20 protein-coding genes and 1 pseudogene are annotated in these 16,614 nt (G+C 73.6%); 9 read left to right on the forward strand and 12 right to left on the reverse strand.

The features are described 5' to 3' along the window. Nucleotides 1-36: 36 nt before the first annotated feature. Together P0R35_RS02005 and P0R35_RS02010 are read right to left on the reverse strand one after the other, a co-directional pair. Nucleotides 37-546, reverse strand: a complete 510-nt coding sequence (locus tag P0R35_RS02005) for a hypothetical protein (protein ID WP_284013592.1) — start codon at nucleotides 544-546, stop codon at nucleotides 37-39. Between the two features lie 182 nt (nucleotides 547-728). Beyond that, entirely contained in the window at nucleotides 729-2,147 is a 1,419-nt protein-coding gene (locus P0R35_RS02010) for a serine hydrolase domain-containing protein (RefSeq protein ID WP_284013593.1), read from the reverse strand. Nucleotides 2,148-2,253: 106 nt separating this feature from the next. On the opposite strand from P0R35_RS02010, the gene P0R35_RS02015 reads away from it, so the two are divergent. After that, nucleotides 2,254-3,126: a DUF7351 domain-containing protein gene (locus P0R35_RS02015; RefSeq protein ID WP_284013594.1), complete on the forward strand. Its 873-nt coding sequence runs from the start codon at nucleotides 2,254-2,256 to the stop codon at nucleotides 3,124-3,126. Nucleotides 3,127-3,192: 66 nt separating this feature from the next. On the opposite strand, the gene P0R35_RS02020 is transcribed toward P0R35_RS02015, so the two are convergent. The 3 genes and pseudogenes from P0R35_RS02020 to P0R35_RS02025 form a co-directional block, all read right to left on the reverse strand. Then, on the reverse strand, nucleotides 3,193-3,486 hold the full coding sequence (locus tag P0R35_RS02020) for a hypothetical protein (protein ID WP_284013595.1): 294 nt from the start codon (nucleotides 3,484-3,486) through the stop codon (nucleotides 3,193-3,195). A gap of 229 nt (nucleotides 3,487-3,715) precedes the next feature. After that, nucleotides 3,716-3,967 (reverse strand): annotated as a pseudogene (locus P0R35_RS16540) (DUF7521 family protein); the annotation flags it as partial. Further along, nucleotides 3,964-4,311, reverse strand: coding sequence for an ArsR/SmtB family transcription factor (locus P0R35_RS02025; protein WP_284013596.1), 348 nt, complete (start codon nucleotides 4,309-4,311; stop codon nucleotides 3,964-3,966). The pseudogene P0R35_RS16540 and the gene P0R35_RS02025, both read right to left, overlap by 4 nt. A gap of 103 nt (nucleotides 4,312-4,414) precedes the next feature. Between P0R35_RS02025 and P0R35_RS02030 the strand changes: the two genes are divergently transcribed. The 3 genes from P0R35_RS02030 (at nucleotide 4,415) to P0R35_RS02040 (ending at nucleotide 6,312) form a co-directional block, all read left to right on the forward strand. After that, nucleotides 4,415-5,119 carry a sensor domain-containing protein gene (locus P0R35_RS02030; protein WP_284013597.1) on the forward strand — a complete coding sequence of 235 codons (705 nt, stop codon included), beginning with the start codon at nucleotides 4,415-4,417 and terminating at the stop codon, nucleotides 5,117-5,119. A gap of 31 nt (nucleotides 5,120-5,150) precedes the next feature. Then, nucleotides 5,151-5,906: a sensor domain-containing protein gene (locus tag P0R35_RS02035; RefSeq protein WP_284013598.1), complete on the forward strand. Its 756-nt coding sequence runs from the start codon at nucleotides 5,151-5,153 to the stop codon at nucleotides 5,904-5,906. 199 nt (nucleotides 5,907-6,105) lie between these two features. Further along, nucleotides 6,106-6,312: a hypothetical protein gene (locus tag P0R35_RS02040; RefSeq protein WP_284013599.1), complete on the forward strand. Its 207-nt coding sequence runs from the start codon at nucleotides 6,106-6,108 to the stop codon at nucleotides 6,310-6,312. Nucleotides 6,313-6,370: 58 nt separating this feature from the next. Here P0R35_RS02040 and P0R35_RS02045 read toward each other — a convergent pair whose 3' ends face one another. Further along, nucleotides 6,371-7,585 (reverse strand): serine hydrolase domain-containing protein, encoded by a 1,215-nt coding sequence (locus tag P0R35_RS02045; protein ID WP_284013600.1) that lies wholly within the window; start codon nucleotides 7,583-7,585, stop codon nucleotides 6,371-6,373. Between the two features lie 109 nt (nucleotides 7,586-7,694). Beyond that, nucleotides 7,695-8,201 carry a hypothetical protein gene (locus P0R35_RS02050; RefSeq protein WP_284013601.1) on the reverse strand — a complete coding sequence of 169 codons (507 nt, stop codon included), beginning with the start codon at nucleotides 8,199-8,201 and terminating at the stop codon, nucleotides 7,695-7,697. Nucleotides 8,202-8,498: 297 nt separating this feature from the next. On the opposite strand from P0R35_RS02050, the gene P0R35_RS02055 reads away from it, so the two are divergent. Then, nucleotides 8,499-8,864, forward strand: coding sequence for a hypothetical protein (locus P0R35_RS02055; protein WP_284013602.1), 366 nt, complete (start codon nucleotides 8,499-8,501; stop codon nucleotides 8,862-8,864). A gap of 18 nt (nucleotides 8,865-8,882) precedes the next feature. On the opposite strand, the gene P0R35_RS02060 is transcribed toward P0R35_RS02055, so the two are convergent. Then, nucleotides 8,883-10,619 (reverse strand): ATP-binding protein, encoded by a 1,737-nt coding sequence (locus tag P0R35_RS02060; RefSeq protein WP_284013603.1) that lies wholly within the window; start codon nucleotides 10,617-10,619, stop codon nucleotides 8,883-8,885. A 412-nt stretch (nucleotides 10,620-11,031) separates the two neighbouring features. Between P0R35_RS02060 and P0R35_RS02065 the strand changes: the two genes are divergently transcribed. Next, on the forward strand, nucleotides 11,032-11,448 hold the full coding sequence (locus P0R35_RS02065; RefSeq protein WP_284013604.1) for a carboxymuconolactone decarboxylase family protein: 417 nt from the start codon (nucleotides 11,032-11,034) through the stop codon (nucleotides 11,446-11,448). Between the two features lie 93 nt (nucleotides 11,449-11,541). Here the strand turns inward: P0R35_RS02065 and P0R35_RS02070 are convergent, their stop codons facing one another. Both P0R35_RS02070 and P0R35_RS02075 read right to left on the reverse strand, forming a co-directional pair. After that, nucleotides 11,542-11,757: a DUF8149 family protein gene (locus tag P0R35_RS02070; RefSeq protein WP_284013605.1), complete on the reverse strand. Its 216-nt coding sequence runs from the start codon at nucleotides 11,755-11,757 to the stop codon at nucleotides 11,542-11,544. 78 nt (nucleotides 11,758-11,835) lie between these two features. Beyond that, on the reverse strand, nucleotides 11,836-13,011 hold the full coding sequence (locus tag P0R35_RS02075) for an FtsZ/tubulin family protein (RefSeq protein ID WP_284013606.1): 1,176 nt from the start codon (nucleotides 13,009-13,011) through the stop codon (nucleotides 11,836-11,838). A gap of 130 nt (nucleotides 13,012-13,141) precedes the next feature. Here P0R35_RS02075 and P0R35_RS02080 point away from each other — a divergent pair, with 130 nt between their 5' ends. The 3 genes from P0R35_RS02080 to P0R35_RS02090 all read left to right on the forward strand — a co-directional run bounded on the left by P0R35_RS02080 (nucleotide 13,142) and on the right by P0R35_RS02090 (nucleotide 14,802). Beyond that, on the forward strand, nucleotides 13,142-13,651 hold the full coding sequence (locus P0R35_RS02080) for a dihydrofolate reductase (RefSeq protein WP_284013607.1): 510 nt from the start codon (nucleotides 13,142-13,144) through the stop codon (nucleotides 13,649-13,651). A 104-nt stretch (nucleotides 13,652-13,755) separates the two neighbouring features. After that, nucleotides 13,756-14,208 carry a hypothetical protein gene (locus tag P0R35_RS02085; protein ID WP_432765055.1) on the forward strand — a complete coding sequence of 151 codons (453 nt, stop codon included), beginning with the start codon at nucleotides 13,756-13,758 and terminating at the stop codon, nucleotides 14,206-14,208. A gap of 66 nt (nucleotides 14,209-14,274) precedes the next feature. Next, nucleotides 14,275-14,802, forward strand: a complete 528-nt coding sequence (locus P0R35_RS02090) for a hypothetical protein (RefSeq protein WP_284013609.1) — start codon at nucleotides 14,275-14,277, stop codon at nucleotides 14,800-14,802. Nucleotides 14,803-14,821: 19 nt separating this feature from the next. Here P0R35_RS02090 and P0R35_RS02095 read toward each other — a convergent pair whose 3' ends face one another. Together P0R35_RS02095 and P0R35_RS02100 are read right to left on the reverse strand one after the other, a co-directional pair. Beyond that, the gene (locus tag P0R35_RS02095; RefSeq protein WP_284013610.1) at nucleotides 14,822-15,658 is read right to left on the reverse strand and encodes an enoyl-CoA hydratase/isomerase family protein; all 837 of its coding nucleotides are present in this window, start codon (nucleotides 15,656-15,658) and stop codon (nucleotides 14,822-14,824) included. Next, entirely contained in the window at nucleotides 15,651-16,550 is a 900-nt protein-coding gene (locus P0R35_RS02100) for a 3-hydroxyacyl-CoA dehydrogenase family protein (RefSeq protein WP_284013611.1), read from the reverse strand. The genes P0R35_RS02095 and P0R35_RS02100 overlap by 8 nt, the downstream gene beginning before the upstream one ends. Nucleotides 16,551-16,614: the final 64 nt, after the last annotated feature.

A 16,614-nucleotide genomic window follows, 5' to 3' on the forward strand; every position in this document is an offset into this window, starting at 1 on the left:
TGGGGGACGTGGCTCCTTAACCCCGGGGGCGGTCGCTCACGCCGACGCGCGCACCCACAGACGGAGCGAGTACAGCGCACCCGCTCCGACGACGCCGACGAGCGCGAGCAGGATCGCGAACGCGAGATAGCCGAACGCCGGGTCGGCGTACGGGAGTATCACGTCGGCCGGCGGCTCGACCGCCCACGGCGATAGGTGGAAGAACGCGAGCATCCCCGTCCCGAGCGTCATCACGACGGTCCAGTACCCGGACCCGGCCCGCCCGGTCAGCGAGAGGGCGAACCCCCCGACGACGAGCGGGTAGATGAGGAGGCTGTAGGTGAACGGATTCACCTCGGGGGTGATCGGCCAGCCGACGTGGTTGCCCCGGATCACGTGGTCGAGGTGGTGCGCCAGCCCGAGCAGCGTCGCGACCCCGAACAGGAGGTAGGCTCGCGGACGCAGCGATCCCGGCCACGAGTCGTCTGCCGACGGCGTCCCCGTGTCGTCCTGCTCACCCGCGGTGCCCGTTCTCCGGCGGTCGTTCGGCCGCGTGGGCTCGTCCATACTCGTGGCGGGGCCCCGGTCGCGGAGAGTATTTGCCCAACACGTTGGGTTCGCACGGTCGGGGTCCGGCTGTGGCACGCACGGGAACGGCGGGGGCCCTCGGGACCGACGACTCGCTCCCGAGCACGAACCGTCGGTCACGACGTCGGTCACCGGCCACCGCGGGACCCCTCGTCGCCGAATCAGCGGGTGGCTCGTGGCGCTTCGCCGCCGTCGCCCTCCGTCCCCCCGTCGACGCGCTCCACCAACACCCGGTCGACGAGCAGGTCGACGCCCTCGGGCGACGGGAAGAACTCGGCGACGGTCTCCGAGCCGTCGTCCTCGAGCGTGCCGAACGTGTACTCGTCGCCGTCGAGTGTCCGCGGCCGGAACCGAAGCTCCTGCCCGCCGAGCGGCGTCTCGTGAACGAGCACGAGCGTCGGGCCGTCGCGCTCGACGGTCACGGTGTGGAAGCCGCCGTCCGAGGCGTACCGACCGGTCAGCGAGTCCAGCGTCTCGTCGAGGGCGGTCCGCGGCGACACGGCCGCCAGCACTGTGTCGGTGAGGTCGGCGAGGAGTTCGACCGCGAGGGTCTCGGGCGACCGGCGCGGCGGCGCGGCACAGCCGATCGCGATGCCGAGCCCCCGCTCCCGCAGGAACCCGGCGTACCCGGCCGACACGCCCGTGTTTCCGCTGTGCCCGACCAGCCGGTCGCCGTCGAACGGCCGGACGTACCAGCCGTAGCCGTACCCGACCGGTTCGCCGCCGACCGGGGTCCGCACCACGACCTGCGCGTCGTACGCCTCGTCCGCCAGCGCGGCCCCGAACGCGGACCCGCCGTCGATGTGGCGGCGGAGGAACGCCGCCACGTCGGTCACGGGGGCGAGCAGCCCGCCGATCGGTTCGAAGGCGAAGTGGTCGGGGTACGTCGCGGGCCGGAGGTCCGCGCCCGCCCGCAGGTGCGGCGTGGCGACATCGTCGTCGCCCGCGGCGGCGCCGACGTCGAACGTCGTTCGCGTCATTCCGGCGGGCGTGAGGACGGTCCGATCGACGAACTCCCGGAAGGGCTCCCCGGAGACGGCCTCGACGAGTCGGGCCAGGACGACGTAGCCGGAGTTGGAGTAGAGGAACCGCTGGCGGTCGGTGAGACGCCGGTCGCTCCGACCGGCGAGGAACGCCTCGAAGTCGGACCAGTCGTCGAGCGACACACCCAGGTCGGTGTCGAGCACCGTCGCCGCGAGGACGTGGGCGTCGAGGTCGTCCGAGGGCATCCCCGAGGTGTGGGTCAACAGGTCGCGGACGGTCACCGGCTCGCCGGGGACGGCGTCGAAGTAGGGGACGTAGGTCGCGACCGGATCGGTGACCTCGAGGGCGCCTCGGTCGACGAGCGCCCGCACAGCCGTGGCCGTCACCGTCTTCGTCACTGACCCCACCCCGTACCGGGTCGTCGGCGTGGCCGGCAGTTCCGGGTCGAGCGACCGGTGGCCGTAGCCGGCGGCGTGGACGAGGTCGGTGTCGTCGGTGATCGCGACGCTCGCCCCCGGACAGTCGGCGTCGGCGAGCCACGCCGTGACGAGGTCGTCGATCCGGTGCCGGGTCGGGAAGTCCGTCTCCTGAACCATACACTCCCGAAACCGACTGCGGAGATAGGCTCTCGGAGCACTCAATTACTATAAGAAATCCATCACAACAGGCTAAGTCCCCCCGCTCACGACGTGGGGGCATCCGATGGTGACCGGCGACGAGGCGACCGGGGAGGAGGAGGCGCTGACGGCGGTAGTCGGGTTGGTCGGCCACGAGACGCGGGCGGGTGTCCTCCTGGCGCTCGCCGAACGACAGCGGGAGCGCCCGCGCGAGCCGTGGGTGGGGTTCGCCGACCTCCGGCGGGCGGTCGGCCACGACGACCCCGGGAACTTCAACTACCACCTCCAGCGGCTGGTCGGGACGCTCGTCACGCGGACGGACGACGGCTACCGGCTCTCGAACGTCGGCCAGCGGTTCGTCGGGGTGCTCCGGTCGGGGCGGTACGGCGCCTCGACCGCCCCGGAGGTGGGCCGACACGACGTGGACTGTCCCGTCTGCGGCGCGGTCGCGACCGTGGACGTCCGCGACGGGTCGGTGCGCTTCGACTGCCCGGCCGGCCACTCGTTCGTCACCAACGTCGGCCCGGAACTCCTGGCGACGCGGGGCCTCGACGAGACGATGCGCGTCGCGATGCACCGCATGCGCTACGAGACGGAGTCCATCCGCCTGGGCGTCTGCCCGCTCTGTGACGGGGCGGCGTCCGGGGAACTCACACACGACCCGACGCGAACGCCGTCCGTCGTCCGTTCGGCGACGTGTGACCGCTGCGGCCTCCACCTCCGGACGACCGCCGGAGGGGTGGTCCTCCACCACCCGGCCGTCGTGTCGCTGTGCCACGCCCACGGGATCGACGTCCGCGACGACGCCTGGTCGGTGCTGACGACCCACGTCGGGGAGCCGACGGTCCTGCAGGAGGCGCCGCTCCGCGTCGCCGTCCCGGTCACGGTGGCGGCCGAGACGGTCACGCTCTCGCTCGACGAGCGCGGCCGGGTCACGGCGGTGGAGGGGCCGACGTGACGTGCCGCGCGGCGGCGTCACACGCGCCGACGTGGCGGGGAGTCGACGCTCGACACGCGCCCCGGATCAACCGAGGTACACCGCCGCGAGATACGCGGCGACGACCACGTCGTACACCACACAGAAGGGGACGTACCACCCGACGATGGTCGCGCCGAACCCCGACTCCGGGTGGTGGAGGGTGTCCCAGACCGCGTGGCCGGCGTAGCCGAGTATCCAGAGCGGGGCCCACACCCAGAGCCCGAGGACCGCCAGCCCGCAGAACAGCGCGATGCCCGCGAACTCCGTCGCCATCGCTCGGACACCGCCGTCGAGCGACGCGAACCCGGCGTACGGGGCGGCGATGAACACGAGTATCATCGCGTGCAGGTCGGCCGCCAGCGTCGGGGGGGAGGAGTTCGCTGAGGGCGACGGTGAGCGCCGCGAGGCCGACACCGACGGCCAGCGGCCGGGACTGGAACCGGAAGCGTCCGGAGCGGACCGACGGCGGGCCGGTCATCCGCCCCCCCTCGGCCGGTTCGAACCGACCGTACAGCGAGTACGCGATGGCGACGAGGCCGAGCAGCTCGGCGCCGTTCGTCGTCACCACGACGAGGTAGTTCGGCAGCGCGGTGAACGTCGAGAGGAACAGCGACAGCACCGCCGGCACCGCCGTCAGGAGGACGATGCCGGCCGCGAGGTAGAGCATCGGTCGCGAGGCGTTGCGGCGGTAGCCTTGGTAGGCCTTCCGCGCGATGACGAGGCCGAGAATCGCCGAGAGCAGGAACGTCGCCAGCACGGCCAGCACCTGCGCGGTCTCGCCGGTCCGGGTCACCTGCATGGGGAGCGCCGGGTCGATCATCGCAGCCCCTCGTAGAGTCTGGTGAAGCGGTCGGCGGTCGACTCCTCGGCGCCGTCGACGCGGACGGCGTACTCGCCGTCCGCGAACGTGACGGTGACGCGGTCGACGGCGGTCCGGTAGACGCCGTAGTGGTGCCCGCTGGCCTCGTACCGGAGCTCCTCCACGAGGAGGCCGGCGGACTGGAGGTCCTCGACCCGGCGGTAGACGGTCGGTGGGGAGGCGTCGATGGCGTCTGCGAGTTGCTTGGCTGACATTTGGTCTCGGCTGGCCGCCGTGAGGATGGCGCGGGCGTACTCGTCGTCGAGGAGGCGGAGCACCTCCGCCCGGTCCACGTCCTCACTCACAACGGACGGGCGGGCCGAGGGGGGTTGTACGGTGCGGCACAGTTTCTGGGTGAGAAACTCGGCTTCCCGCCTTATGATTTCCCCCAACACAGTGGAGGCCGTGATGCGAACGACCACCACGACGCCGCGCTCGGTCGCGCAGGCGTTCCTGACCGCACCCGTCCGCCCCCAGACGTACAAGAACCTCGCGTACCTCGCGCTCCAGTTCCCGCTCGGCGTCGCGTACTTCGTGCTGCTGGTCCCCGCCCTCGGCTTCGGACTGGGATCGCTCCCGCTGCTCGTCCTGCTCGGCCTGCCGGCTGTCGGCGCGCTGGTGGTCGGCGTCGCGACGATGACCGTCGACCGCGCGGTGACGGCCGCCCTCCTCCCGGTCGAACTTGAGCGCCACACCGCCGGCGCGTCGCTCGACGACGGCGTCGTCGTCTACCTAACGGATCTCCTGTTTGACCCCGGAACGTACCTCAGCGTCGTGTTCGTCCTCGCGAAGTTCGCGGTCGGTATCGCCACGTTCGTCGTACTCACCGTGTCCGGCACGCTGGTCGCGGTCGCCCTCGCGGCGCCGTTCCTCTACGACCACCCCGATGCGACCCTCACGATCCCGCTGCCGGCGGCGGTCGGCGGCGGACTGGTCGCCGTCGACACGCTCCCCGAGGCGCTCGCGTTCGCCGCCCTCGGCGTCGTCGGCGCGGTCCTCGTCGTGAACCTGTGGAACGCGATCGCGTGGCTCCTCGGCGAGGCGACGACGCTGGCCTGCCGGCACGCCCGCGTCCTCGATGTCGGGTCGGCCGTGGAACCGGACCGCGCGTAACTACGATAGCCCCTCCCCCACACCACCACGCATGTCGACTCCCTCCGAAACCCGCGGCGGCCCGACCGAGAGCCTCTTGGGCGTGGTCCGCGCCGTCTTCGGCGTCCCGTTCCGTCCCCGGACCTACGGGAACCTCGCGTACCTCGCGCTCCAGTTCCCGCTCGGCCTCGCGTACTTCACCGCGCTCGTCACCCTGCTGGCGCTGGGGCTGGGGCTCTCGGTCGTCGGTGTCGGGGTCCCGATCCTGCTGGGGACGCTCGTCCTCGCCACCGCCGGCATCCGGGTCGAGACCCTGCTGGCGGACACGCTGCTGTCCGTCGACGTGCGGTCCCGACGGGTCGGCGTCGACCGCTCGGACGGCGTCGTCGCCTACGCGACGGACCTCGTGCTCGACGCCGGGACGTACGTCGGGTTAGCGTTTCTCCTGGCGAAACTGGCCGTCGGCGTCGTCGCGTTCACCCTGCTGACGTTCCTCGGGACGCTGACGGCGTCGCTGTTGGCCGCCCCGTTCCTCTACGACCTGCCGGGGTCGTACCGCGTGTTCTACGACACGACGCTGACGTTCGCCCCCCGGATCCGGTTCGTGCAGGACCTCTGGTCGATCACGTTCGCGCCGGTGATCACGGTCTCGGAGTGGAACGTGGACACGCTGGGCGAGGCGCTCGTCGTCGCCGCGTTCGGACTGCTCGTGCTCGTTCTCTCGCTGCACGTCCTGAACGCCCTCGCCTACGGTCTCGGGGTCGCCACCGCGCGCGTCCTCGGCCACGCGCGGTCGCTCGACGTCTGAACGCCGCCTCCGTGGCGCACGTCGGGACCTCCGTCGCGGCGAGCGCCGTCCCGGCGTGGCCGTGCACCCCACACGGGGACCGCCGAACCGCCCGGTCGCTGGGCGGCGCCCCAACGCGTTGGGCGAACAGCGAACCAGCCGCACGCCCACCCTCCGGTGTGACACGAACGACCGACGGCGGAACGAGCGGGGCGGGCGGATGAGCGGGCCGGGCCTCCGGTCGCGGCAGCGACTCGTCCACCTCGCCCTCGGGACGACGCTGGGCGTGTACCTCTACTCGCCGCTGGGCAGCGTGGCGGCGTTCGAACTCGCGGTGCGGGCGCTGGTGTTCCCGGCGCTGGCGCTCTCGGGGCTGCTGTTGTGGAAAGGGCACCACGTCGAGCGGGTCCTGCGCCGACGAGCGTGACACGGGAGCCGACGGCGGGGCCGTTCGCCCGCCCGTCGGGGCGGCCGGAACGCTCGGGTCAGCGGCCCTCGAGACACCGCTCGACGGCGCGCCGAACGCGGAGTTCGCGCGGGTCGTCCCACACGTGTGTCCCCATCCGGGTCGGCGTGTAGGCGAAGCCCAGGTCGCGCTCGGGGTCGGCGAAGGCGAACGACCCGCCGGCGCCGGGGGCGCCGAACGCGGCGTCGCTGCCGAACGCGAAGCCCGCGAACGGCTTCCAGTACCCCAGCGAGTACGCCGTCTCCGTGCCGAGGATCGCGTCCCTCGACCCGCGGGTCGGCGGGACGCCCGGAGCCGCGAGCGCGTCGAGCGTGTCGCGGCCGACGCCCAGCGGGTCGCCGTCGGTCGCGAGCGCCCCGTAGAGGCGGGCCAGCGCCCGTGCGGTTCCGGTGCCGTTGCCGGCGGGGATCTCGAGGCGGCGCCACTCGGGCGCGTTCAGCGCCGCGGGCGTCGAGACGTCGAACGGGTTCATGGCCCGCGAGACGGTCGACCAGGGGACGGCGAGCCCGAGCAGCAGCCGGGGCGGGAACGACCCGAGGTTCCGGAGGGCGTCGAGCGGGCCGAACGGCTCCACGTGTGCGACCCGGTCGTCGGCCGACGCCGGGACGCCGATGTGGAACGTCTCGCCCAGCGGGGCGAACAGTTCCTCGGCGGCGTACGTGCCGAGCGTCCGCCCGCGGGGGTCGGTCCGGCGGAGGAGTTCGCTCTCGTACCACCCGAGCGACCACGCGTGGTAGCCGTGGCGGGTCCCCGGCTCCCAGTCCGGCGCTTTCGCCGCGAGGCGGTCCACGAGCGAGTCGCGCGCCGCGACGTCCGCGGGGGTCAGCTTCCGTCCCACCGCGGCGACGCCGGCCTGGTGAGCCAGCAGCTGGCGGACGGTGACGTCGCCTTTCCCGTGCCTGGCGAACGCCGGCCAGTGGTCGGCGACGCGGTCGTCGTAGTCGAGATAGCCGCGCGACCGGGCGTGCGCCATCGCCGTCGCGGCGACGCCCTTGGTCGTCGAGAACACCAGGGCGAGCGTGTCCTCGGTCCACGGTTCGGTCCGGTCGGCGTCGCGGTACCCGCCCCACAGGTCGACGACGAGCTCGCCGCGGTGGCAGACGGCGCACGCGGCGCCGAGTTCGTCCGGCGCCCGGAGCGTCTCCCGGAACGCCGACTCGACCGGTTCGAACCCGGGGGCGACCCGCCCGCCGAGCGGCGGGTCAGACGACACGACGACGGCCTCCGTCGGCACGAACACTCGAGTTCACGGTCACCGGTCGCTCCCCGGCGACGTACCTGTATCCCCACGATGTTGGGGGGCGGGGAGCACACCGGGCAACCGGGGGGAGCGCTCGCCCGACTCAGCCGTCGGCGGTGCCACAGGCCATCTCCGTCGAGACGGTCCGGACGCTCGGGTCGGGGTCGCTCACGTCGAACGTCGTGGTCGCACTGTTGCAGTCGAACGACGACGCCGCGATCGTCTCCGTGACGCCGCCGCCGCCGGCGACGGCGACGGTCAGGCTGTAGTTCCCGACGTGGTCGATCTCCCCGAGGACGGTGGTGTTCGGGAACGACCGGAACGAGCCGTCGTACACCGACTCGCCGTCGCGGCGGACGACGAGCGTCACGTTCCGGGTCGCGCTCCCCTCGTTCACGATGCGGACCGTGTGTGGGGGTTCGTCCGGGCCGAGCGTCCCCGCCGCGCCGTCGACGTCGAGCGGCGGTTCGTCGGGGCCGGAGGTGGCGGCGGACGGCGACTGCGTCGACCGATCGGGGGCGTCCGTGGGGGCGCCGGGCCCGGCCGCTCCCGTACAGCCGGCCAGTACGGCGACGACGAGGACGGCCAGCGCCAGTGTGGTTCGGGACACGTCCCGAGTCGGGCGCCCCGCGAAATAGGTCTCGCGTAGACGCAAACGGGCGTTTGTCTCACAGCGCTCGAGGGAGACGACGCACGAGGACGACATCGGCGCCGAGCAGTACCCGGCGGTGCGGGAGTTCGTCAGCGAGACGTTCGCGCGGGGACTGGCCGCCGACGGGACGTAGCCGGGCTCCCGGCTCCGCCGTCGGCCGGTCCGGCCGGCGGGCGACCCGTTCGAGTATCACCGCCAATAACGAGCCCCCGATCAGTTATACCGTCCCGCCCGGAACCGGCCGTTCGAGGCTCCATGCCGTCCGCCGCGTTCGAACTCACGACCGTCGCCGGGCTGGTAGCGATGTCGCTGGCGATGTTCCTCGCGGGGGCGTTCGCGTGGGTGGTTCCCGACTTCCTCACGTACATCGGGCGGATGCCCGACCCCTCCCCGTTCACCCAGCTGGTGTTCTTCCCGTGGGTGTTCGAGGGCGCGTACCTCCTGATCCTGCTGTTCGAGTACCCGCCGGAGCTGGTGATCGTCGTCTGTTTCGGCGTCGTCGCGGGGGCGACGTTCCTCCAGCCGGTGTTCACCGACCCCGAGGTGGAGCGGTGGCCCTCGCGGTTCGTCGGGGTGATCCTCGGCATCGCCTGTCTGGGGCTGACGATCCTGCTCCTGTGACCGCCCCTCGGGGCGGGGTCAGGCCGACTCGTCGCGCGCTCGCGCCCACGTCGCCGGCACGTCGGCGCCGCCCTCGACGGTGAGACGCCCCTCGAAGCGCGCGAACGTGGGGTTGCGGACGAACCGTCCGCCGACGACCGCCTCGCCGAGGCCGAACTTCGTCGCCTCCGCCAGCAGGCTCTCGGGGACGTACGAGAACAGCGCCGCGAGCCGGTCGAGGTCGTCCCGCGAGTTCATCCGCATGAGCGCGAGGTTGTCGCACTGCGAGAGGACGTTCTCCGGGAGCTTCCCCGGCCGCTGTGTGGCCACCAGGAGGTACTGCCCGTACTTGCGCCCCTCCGCGGCGACGCGCGTCACGGCGTCGGTCGCGGCCGCGTGGAGGGCGTCGCGGGGGTCGCGCGGACAGACGTTGTGCGCCTCGTCGACGACGACGAGCGTCGGCCGCCGGCGCGTCCGGTCGCGCCACAACCGCGCGAGGACGGCGTTCGCGACGACCGCTCCCTCGGCGGCCGACCCGAGCGTCCCCACGTCGAGGACCAGACACCGCCAGTCGTCGCCCGCCAGCGTGTCGACCACCGAGGACTCCCCCGGGGCGGCCCACACCTCCCAGTCCGCCACGCCGAGGTTCGCGATCCGCAGGCCGAGGCGTCGGGCGTCCGCGCCGTACTCGCGGCCGAGCGCGTCGCGGACCTCCGCCCACGAGTACGGCTCGTCGCCGAGCCCGTCGACCAGGTCGCGGAAGGCGCGGTACTCGTCCGGGTCCTCGAGCGGGTCGAGGCCGAGCACCGTCGCCTGCTCCTCGGCCCCGAGGTCGCCGAACCGGAGGCGCAACACGTCGGTGTCGGCGTCGCCGTCGTCGGGGACGCGCCCGCCCTCGGCCGCGACCGACCGCGGGCGGGCCACCCGGAGGCGCTCGGTGGCGCGCTCGTACTCGGCGACCGTGCGCTCGTACTCGGCCGCCGACAGGGGGGTGGCCCGGAGTCGGTTCACCTCCTCGCGCGGCCGGACGGTGTCGAGCCGCACGAAGTCCGAGTTGGGGTCCACGACGACGATCCGGAGGTCGGTCTCGACGAGCAGGCGTTCGAGCAGGATCCCCAGCGAGAACGTCTTGCCCGACCCCGACTGGCCACACAGGAACGTGTGGCGACCGAACCCGGCGGCGTCGAGCCGCACGGTCGCGCCGCCCTCGACGGACAGCGCCCGCCCGATCGGGAGGGCGGCGGTCCGCCCCGATCCGGCGAGGTACCGGTCGACCGTCGCGGCGTCCGCCCGCGCGATCGACGCCGTCTCGAAGGCGTCGTCGGCGTCGGTCGCCGCGATCCCCTCCCCCGTGATCCGGCCGAGCAGCACCCCCTCGCCGTCGAGCGCCCGCACGCGCAGGCGGTCGGTCACGCCGGAGACGCTCACGCCCGGCGGCAGGACGTCCCGGTCGCGCAGGTCCAGTTCGAACCCCAACTCCGCGCCCTCCCGGTCGACGACGGTCTTCGTGACCACCTGTCCGAGGTACGCCGTCCCGCCCGACGTCGACAGCCCGACGTAGCCGCCGACCGGGACCGGGAGCGACAGGGGGGATTCGTACTCGAACGTCCGGCCGTCGACCGAGTACGCCACCGCGGCGACGCTCCGTCGGGCGCGGTCCGTCAGGTAGTCGTGCAGCGCGCGGACGTCGCCGCGGACCGCCTCCAGCCGGTCCTCGTCGATCCCGCCGTCGGCTCGGACGGCGCGACCTCGCCGTCTTCCGGGGGTGTGCGTCACGATCCGCCTACGATACTCGCCCGGACTGCATAGCCGCCGCGACCGTTCCGGGGTGGTGACAACGGGGCGACCGCGGCGGCCGCGACCCGCGCTCCCTCGCCCCGCCGCGCCGTGTGGCGATCCCCGCCGTGCGGGAGTCGTCGCAGCCTCGCCGTACCGTTCGCCCCGACCGCGGCGGGCGTCCCACGGCCGCCCGACCCCACCGGTCCGCGAACGGGCACGTACTCGGCGTCGGCCCGCCCTTCCCGACGACGGCGGCGCCGGTCGGCGTCCGGCCGTCGTGGCGGCCAGCGGGGAGGTCCGAGTCGGCACGGTCGGCCCACCCGGAACCGTCGATATCCATAACAAAGCCGCCACGACGCGTCCGTTGTCACGGGTGACGGGACGCCCGTTACACCGGAGAAACACAACTATGGCAACGACATCGACGACAGACGCGTACGACCGGACGGTCGCGGAGATCGAGGAGTCGCTCGGCATGGTGCCCGGGTTCTTCGGCGACCTGAACCAGGAGGACCTCGTCAACGAGTGGCCGACGTTCAAGCGGCTCACTCTCGAGGAGACCGTCGTCCCCGCGAAGTACAAGGAGCTGATCAACCTCGCGGTCGCGTCGAACCTGAAGTGCCCGTACTGCATCAACTTCCACCGCGGGGCCGCGAAGCTCCACGGCGCGACCGACGAGGAGTTGGCCGAGGTGGCGTTCCTCGCGGGCGCGACGCCGCGCTGGAGCAGCATGATCCACGCGCAGGAGTACGACCTCGGGACGTTCAAACGCGAGGTGGGCGAGATGGCGGCCCACCTCCAGTCGCACATGCCGACCGACGACTGACGCCGCCCGACCGCGCCGCCGGAGGCGTGCTACCCCTTTTCGCGGACACACGGTCGCCGAGGCGACCGGCCGCCCGTCACACCGCCCCGTCGCTCACTCGTCTTCGAGCAGGCCCATGTCCTCGACCACCAGGTCCGCGATGCGGTCGGCGATGGCCGGGTCGACGCGGGCGGCCTCCTCGCCGTCGTGACGGGTCCGGTTGTGCCGCTCCAGCTGGTCGGCGAGGTCGGACAGCGGCACCCGCGTGCTCGTGCCGCACTCCTCGCAGACGATCGGTACGGTCGGCTCGTCGTCCCCGTCGGCGCTCATACGGGTCGGTGGTGTGCGAGCGAGCCTAAACGGGTCGGTTCACGAGCGGCGCCGGTCCGGCGCGCTCCGCCGGCGGGGTCAGCCCAGCCGTTCGGGGTCGACGCCGTCGCCGAGCCGTTCGAGGCGGTCGCTGGCACGGACGCCCGAGAGCAGCACCGTGACGCCGAACGACTCGGCTGTCGGGTCCGGGTGGTCGCCCCACCGGATCTCGGGGACGCCCGTCTCCTCGCCGACGAGCGCCCGGGCGCGCTCGACGCCGCGTCGGCTGAGCCACGCCGGGGGCGCGTGGAACACGACGGCCGCGCGGGACGCGCTCGCGACGTCACACGGCATCGAGAGGCGGTGGGTCACGGCCTTCCGGGCCGTGTTGACCGCGACCGACACCGCCTCGCCCTCGTCGACGTCCGGGTCGCCGCCGCCGAAGCGGTCGAGCAGGCCGCCGACGACGCCCTCCCGGCGGCCGTTGTCGACGGCGGTGCTCGCGGCGCCGACGGCGGAGACGCCGCCGGCGCCGAACGTGTTGGTCAGTTCGCTCGCGTCGAGCACACGCTCGGGCGTGGGGTCGGCGGCCTCGCCGGCGGCACACAGCGCGCCGAGGCGCGTCGCGATCGCCTCGTCGGCGGTCGGCCACGCGGCGGCGTACGACGCCCCGCTGGCGCGCCACACGTCGAGGTCCGCGGCGACGAGGTCGTCGGCGCCGGCCCTGAGCGCCCGCACCGCGTCCGCGGCGTTCGACGCCAGCGGTCGGTCCGGGCCGCTCGGCGCGGCGTCGGGGTCGCGTCGCTTCGGTCCGTCGGCCGTGTCGACGGCGTCCCCGTCGCCGCCCGCCTCGGCGTCCCCCGGGAGGACGCCCAGCACGTACACCGGCGTGCCAGTCACCTGCCCGAGCACGTCGACGACCGCCGGGGCGACCGCCGCGCCGGTGCCGCCGCCGAGGGCCGCACAGACGACCGTCGCGTCGATGCGCCCGACCGGGAGGGCGTCGACCGCGGCCTGCAGCTCGGGGCGCTCCTCGCGGGCGATCTCGGCGGCCAACTCCGCGTCGCCGCCGGTGCCGCGACCGTCCGTGTGGACCGCCCCGAGCAGGTGTCGGTCGTCGTCGGCGACGCGGTCGAGCGACTCCAAGGCGGCGGCGTCCGTGTCGACGGCGACGGCGCGAACGAGGTACTCCGTCGCCCGCCGTGCGTCGTCCGCGACGAGGGCGTCCGCCAGGGCGTTCCCGCCCCCGCCGACGCCGACGACTCCGATCTCCATACGGTGAGGCGCTCGCCCGGGCGCATAACCGTGACGGAGCGCCCGACCCGCGCGGGACGCCGGCGGGGGACGCGCCGGCGGCCGCCCGCGCCGGGGAAAGCGGTATGCGTCGCCCCGCCGACACGCGACCATGGTCGAACTCGTGTCCGTCGCGGCGGTGGCAGACAACGGCGTCATCGGCGACGACGGCGAACTCCCGTGGCCCTCCATCCCCGCCGACAAGGAGCAGTACCGCGCGCGCATCGCGAACGACCCCGTGATCCTCGGCCGGAAGACGTTCGACTCGATGCGCGACGACCTCCCGGGCGCCGCCCAGATCGTCCTCTCGCGCAGCGTCGACTCCTTCGACGTCGCCACCGCCCACCACGCGGCCGACGTCGAGGCGGCGGTCGCGGTCGCCGAGTCGCTCGGCGCCGACACGGCGTACGTCATCGGCGGCGGGAAGATCTACGAGCTGTTCCAGCCCCACGTCGACCGCATGGCGCTCAGCCGCGTCCACGGCAGCTACGACGGGGACTCGCAGTACCCCGAGTGGGACGCGGCCGACTGGGAGTTGGTCGAGTCGACGGCGTACGACCGCTTCACCCTCGAGGAGTGGGTCCGCGTCGACCGCGACGGCGCCGACACGGGCGCGGCGTGAGCGGGGCGGCGGCCGCCCGCCCGCCTGCGCCCGGCGGAAACCGATAGGTAGCTCGCGCCCGTGGCACGACCGTGACACCGACTCCGCTCCCGCTGCTCGCGCCCGTGCCGCTGTCGATCCCGCTGTTGTTCCTCGTCGGCGTCGGCGGCGGCGTCCTCGCGACGCTCGCGATGGACCGGGCGATGGACCGCCTCGACGAGGGGTGGACGCCGCCGAGCGTCGCCAGCGGCGTCCTCACCGACACCCACCCCGACGAGTCGCCCGACCGCCTCGCCACGGCGGTCCACTACGTCGCCGGGACGCTGTCGGGCGCGCTGTACGTGTGGCTCCTGCTCGCGGTCGCGAGCGTCCTCGGACCGGGCGCGGCGGCGACGGTCGTCGCCGGCGTGGCGATGTACCCGCTGATGGTCGGGTTCTTCGCGCTCGTCGTGCTGCCGCGCTCGGTCGGGATGGCCCGCCAGCGACTGCGCGCGACCCGGCGTGCGTGGGCGATCGAGGCGGCCGTGTACCTCCTCGTGCTCGTGCCGGTCGTCGGCGTCGCCGCGGCGCTCCTGTAGTCGCGGCCGGCCCCGCCACGGGGCGACCGGGGGAACGGTTTTCACGGCGACCGCCGTCTCGTCGCCGTGTTCCGACGCATCCGCGAGACGGCCCCCGCCGGCCTCGTCCCGCTGGCGTGGGCGTTCGCCGTCGCCGCCCACCTCGGCGCCGTCGGCGACCGCCCCGTCCTGATCGCGCACCTCGTGATGGACGCGCTGCTCGTCCTGTTCGTCGTCCTCTCGTGGACCGACATGCGCACGGGCGTGCTCCGGGCGTGGCGCACCGTGATCCTCGTCGGCATCCCCGTGACGCTCGCGGGCACCGCCGGCCTCCTCGCGCCGGGGCTCGGGACGACGCCGCTGCTCGTGTCGGTCGTCGGCTGGATGCTGCTGCCCGCGCCGGCGCTGTGGTACACGGCGCGTGCGTCCGCCGGGACGGCTCGCCCCGTGAACCGCGCGGCCGCGGCGCTGTCGCTCGTCGGCGCGGCGGTGTATCTCGCGGGCGTGTTCGTCGGCGGTCCGACCGACCCGTTGCTCGCGCTCGCGGTCCCCGGCCTCGCGCTCGTCGGCGTCGGGCAGACCGCCGGCATCGTCGACGCCGTCGTGCGCTACTGAGCCGTCGTCCGTCGCCGCCTTACCGCCCCTCCCACTCCGGCTCGCGGTCCTCGAAGAACGCGTCGATGCCCTCGTCCTTGTCGGCGGTCGCGAACAGCCCGACGAACAGCTCCGACTCGTAGTCGAGCCCCTCGTCCAGCCCCATCCGCGAGGCCGCCCGCACGGCGGTCTTGGCGTACTCCAGCGCAACGGGGCTCTTGTCGGCCATCGACGCCGCCAACTCGTACACGCGGTCGTCGAACGCCCCGTCGCCGTGGACCTCGTCGACGAGGCCGATTTCGTCCGCCTCCGCGGCGTCGACCAGTTCCCCCGAGAGGATCAGCTTCATCGCCTGCCCCTCGCCGACGAGGCGGACGAGCCGCTGGGTGCCGCCGCCGCCGGGGATGATCCCGAGGTTGATCTCGGGCTGGCCGAGCTTCGCCCGCTCGTGGGCGATCCGGACGTCGCACGCCTGCGCGAGTTCGCAGCCGCCGCCGAGCGCGTGGCCGTTGAGTCGCGCGATCACCGGCTGCCGGAGATCGGCGACCGTCTCGTACACGCGGGGGCGCTCGCTCGCCCGGCGCTGTTCGAGCATGTCCCGCTCGCGGAGTTCGCCGACGTCGGCGCCGGCGACGAACGCCTTCGCCTCGTCGGCGCCCGTGAGGACGACCACCCGGACGCCGCTGTCGGGCGCCTCGACCGCCGCGAGCACCGCCGTCAGCTCCTCGCGCACCTGCGCGTTCAGCGCGTTCCGCGCCGCCGGCCGGCGGATCGTCACCGTCGCCACCCCGTCGACGCGGTCGCCGACCGCGCAGTCGACGACGTCGCAGTCGGCCGCGACCGTCTCCGGGTCGGCCGCCGGATCGGGGTCAGACATCGTCCGCCCCCGCGTCGGCCGGCTCGTCGACGGGACGGACGGCCTCGCCGTCCGCCCAGACGTAGAACCCCTCGCCGGTCTTCTTGCCCAGCTTCCCCGCGCGGACCTTCCGTTTGAGCGCCTGCGGCGGGCGGAATCGCTCGCCCAACTCCTCGCGGAGGTGCTCGAGGATGTCGAGGCGCACGTCGAGGCCGACCACGTCCGTCAGCTCCAGCGGGCCCACCGGGTGGTTGTACCCCAACTCCATCGCGGCGTCGATGTCCGCGACGCCGGCGACGCCCGTCTCGTACATCCGGATCGCCTCGACGCCGAGGGCGACGCCCAGCCGCGAGGAGGCGAAGCCGGGGGAGTCGCGCACCTCGACGGTCGCCTTCCCCAGCGAGTCGACGAACGCCCGGGCCGTCGCGAGGGTCGCGTCGTCGGTCCGCTCGGCGACGACGACCTCGACCAGCCCCATGAGGTGGACCGGGTTGAAGAAGTGGAGGCCGAGCAGGCGTTCGGGGCGGTCGAGCCCGCTCGCCAGCTCGGTCACCGACAGCGCGGAGGTGTTCGACGCCAGCACCGCGTCGGCGGCGACGTGGTCCTCCGCCTCGGCGAGCGTCTCCCGCTTCAGGTCGAGGTCCTCGGGCACCGCTTCGACGACGAGGTCGGCGCCGGCGGCGGCCGCCGCCAGGTCCGTCGTCCCCGCGATCCGGTCGAGCGCCGCCTCGCGCTCGGCCGGGGTCACCTTCCCGCGGTCGACGCCCTCGGCGAGCGTCGCGTCGACGCTCGCGACGCCGTCCTCGACGTACGCCTCCTCGGCGTCCCGGAGGGCGACGTCGTGGCCGGCGGTGGCGGCCGCGTGCGCGATGCCGCTCCCCATCGTGCCCGCGCCCAGTACGGTGATTCGCATGGGGTGAGGCGGCCGCGCGTCGGCATAAGCGTGGGTGATGGCCCCCCGCGAGCCCGCGGCGTGA

It is taken from the genome of Halobaculum litoreum (genome assembly GCF_030127125.1).
GTDB lineage: Archaea > Halobacteriota > Halobacteria > Halobacteriales > Haloferacaceae > Halobaculum > Halobaculum litoreum.

Coding starts and splice junctions, on each gene's coding strand:
- P0R35_RS02095 (WP_284013610.1), bottom strand. CDS start 15,658: ATGTCTGACCCCGATCCGGCGGCCGACCCGGAGACGGTCGCGGCCGAC.
- P0R35_RS02010 (WP_284013593.1), bottom strand. CDS start 2,147: ATGGTTCAGGAGACGGACTTCCCGACCCGGCACCGGATCGACGACCTC.
- P0R35_RS02040 (WP_284013599.1), top strand. CDS start 6,106: ATGAGCGGGCCGGGCCTCCGGTCGCGGCAGCGACTCGTCCACCTCGCC.
- P0R35_RS02065 (WP_284013604.1), top strand. CDS start 11,032: ATGGCAACGACATCGACGACAGACGCGTACGACCGGACGGTCGCGGAG.
- P0R35_RS02005 (WP_284013592.1), bottom strand. CDS start 546: ATGGACGAGCCCACGCGGCCGAACGACCGCCGGAGAACGGGCACCGCG.
- P0R35_RS02075 (WP_284013606.1), bottom strand. CDS start 13,011: ATGGAGATCGGAGTCGTCGGCGTCGGCGGGGGCGGGAACGCCCTGGCG.
- P0R35_RS02030 (WP_284013597.1), top strand. CDS start 4,415: ATGCGAACGACCACCACGACGCCGCGCTCGGTCGCGCAGGCGTTCCTG.
- P0R35_RS02055 (WP_284013602.1), top strand. CDS start 8,499: ATGCCGTCCGCCGCGTTCGAACTCACGACCGTCGCCGGGCTGGTAGCG.
- P0R35_RS02015 (WP_284013594.1), top strand. CDS start 2,254: ATGGTGACCGGCGACGAGGCGACCGGGGAGGAGGAGGCGCTGACGGCG.
- P0R35_RS02035 (WP_284013598.1), top strand. CDS start 5,151: ATGTCGACTCCCTCCGAAACCCGCGGCGGCCCGACCGAGAGCCTCTTG.
- P0R35_RS02080 (WP_284013607.1), top strand. CDS start 13,142: ATGGTCGAACTCGTGTCCGTCGCGGCGGTGGCAGACAACGGCGTCATC.
- P0R35_RS02020 (WP_284013595.1), bottom strand. CDS start 3,486: ATGATACTCGTGTTCATCGCCGCCCCGTACGCCGGGTTCGCGTCGCTC.
- P0R35_RS02070 (WP_284013605.1), bottom strand. CDS start 11,757: ATGAGCGCCGACGGGGACGACGAGCCGACCGTACCGATCGTCTGCGAG.
- P0R35_RS02100 (WP_284013611.1), bottom strand. CDS start 16,550: ATGCGAATCACCGTACTGGGCGCGGGCACGATGGGGAGCGGCATCGCG.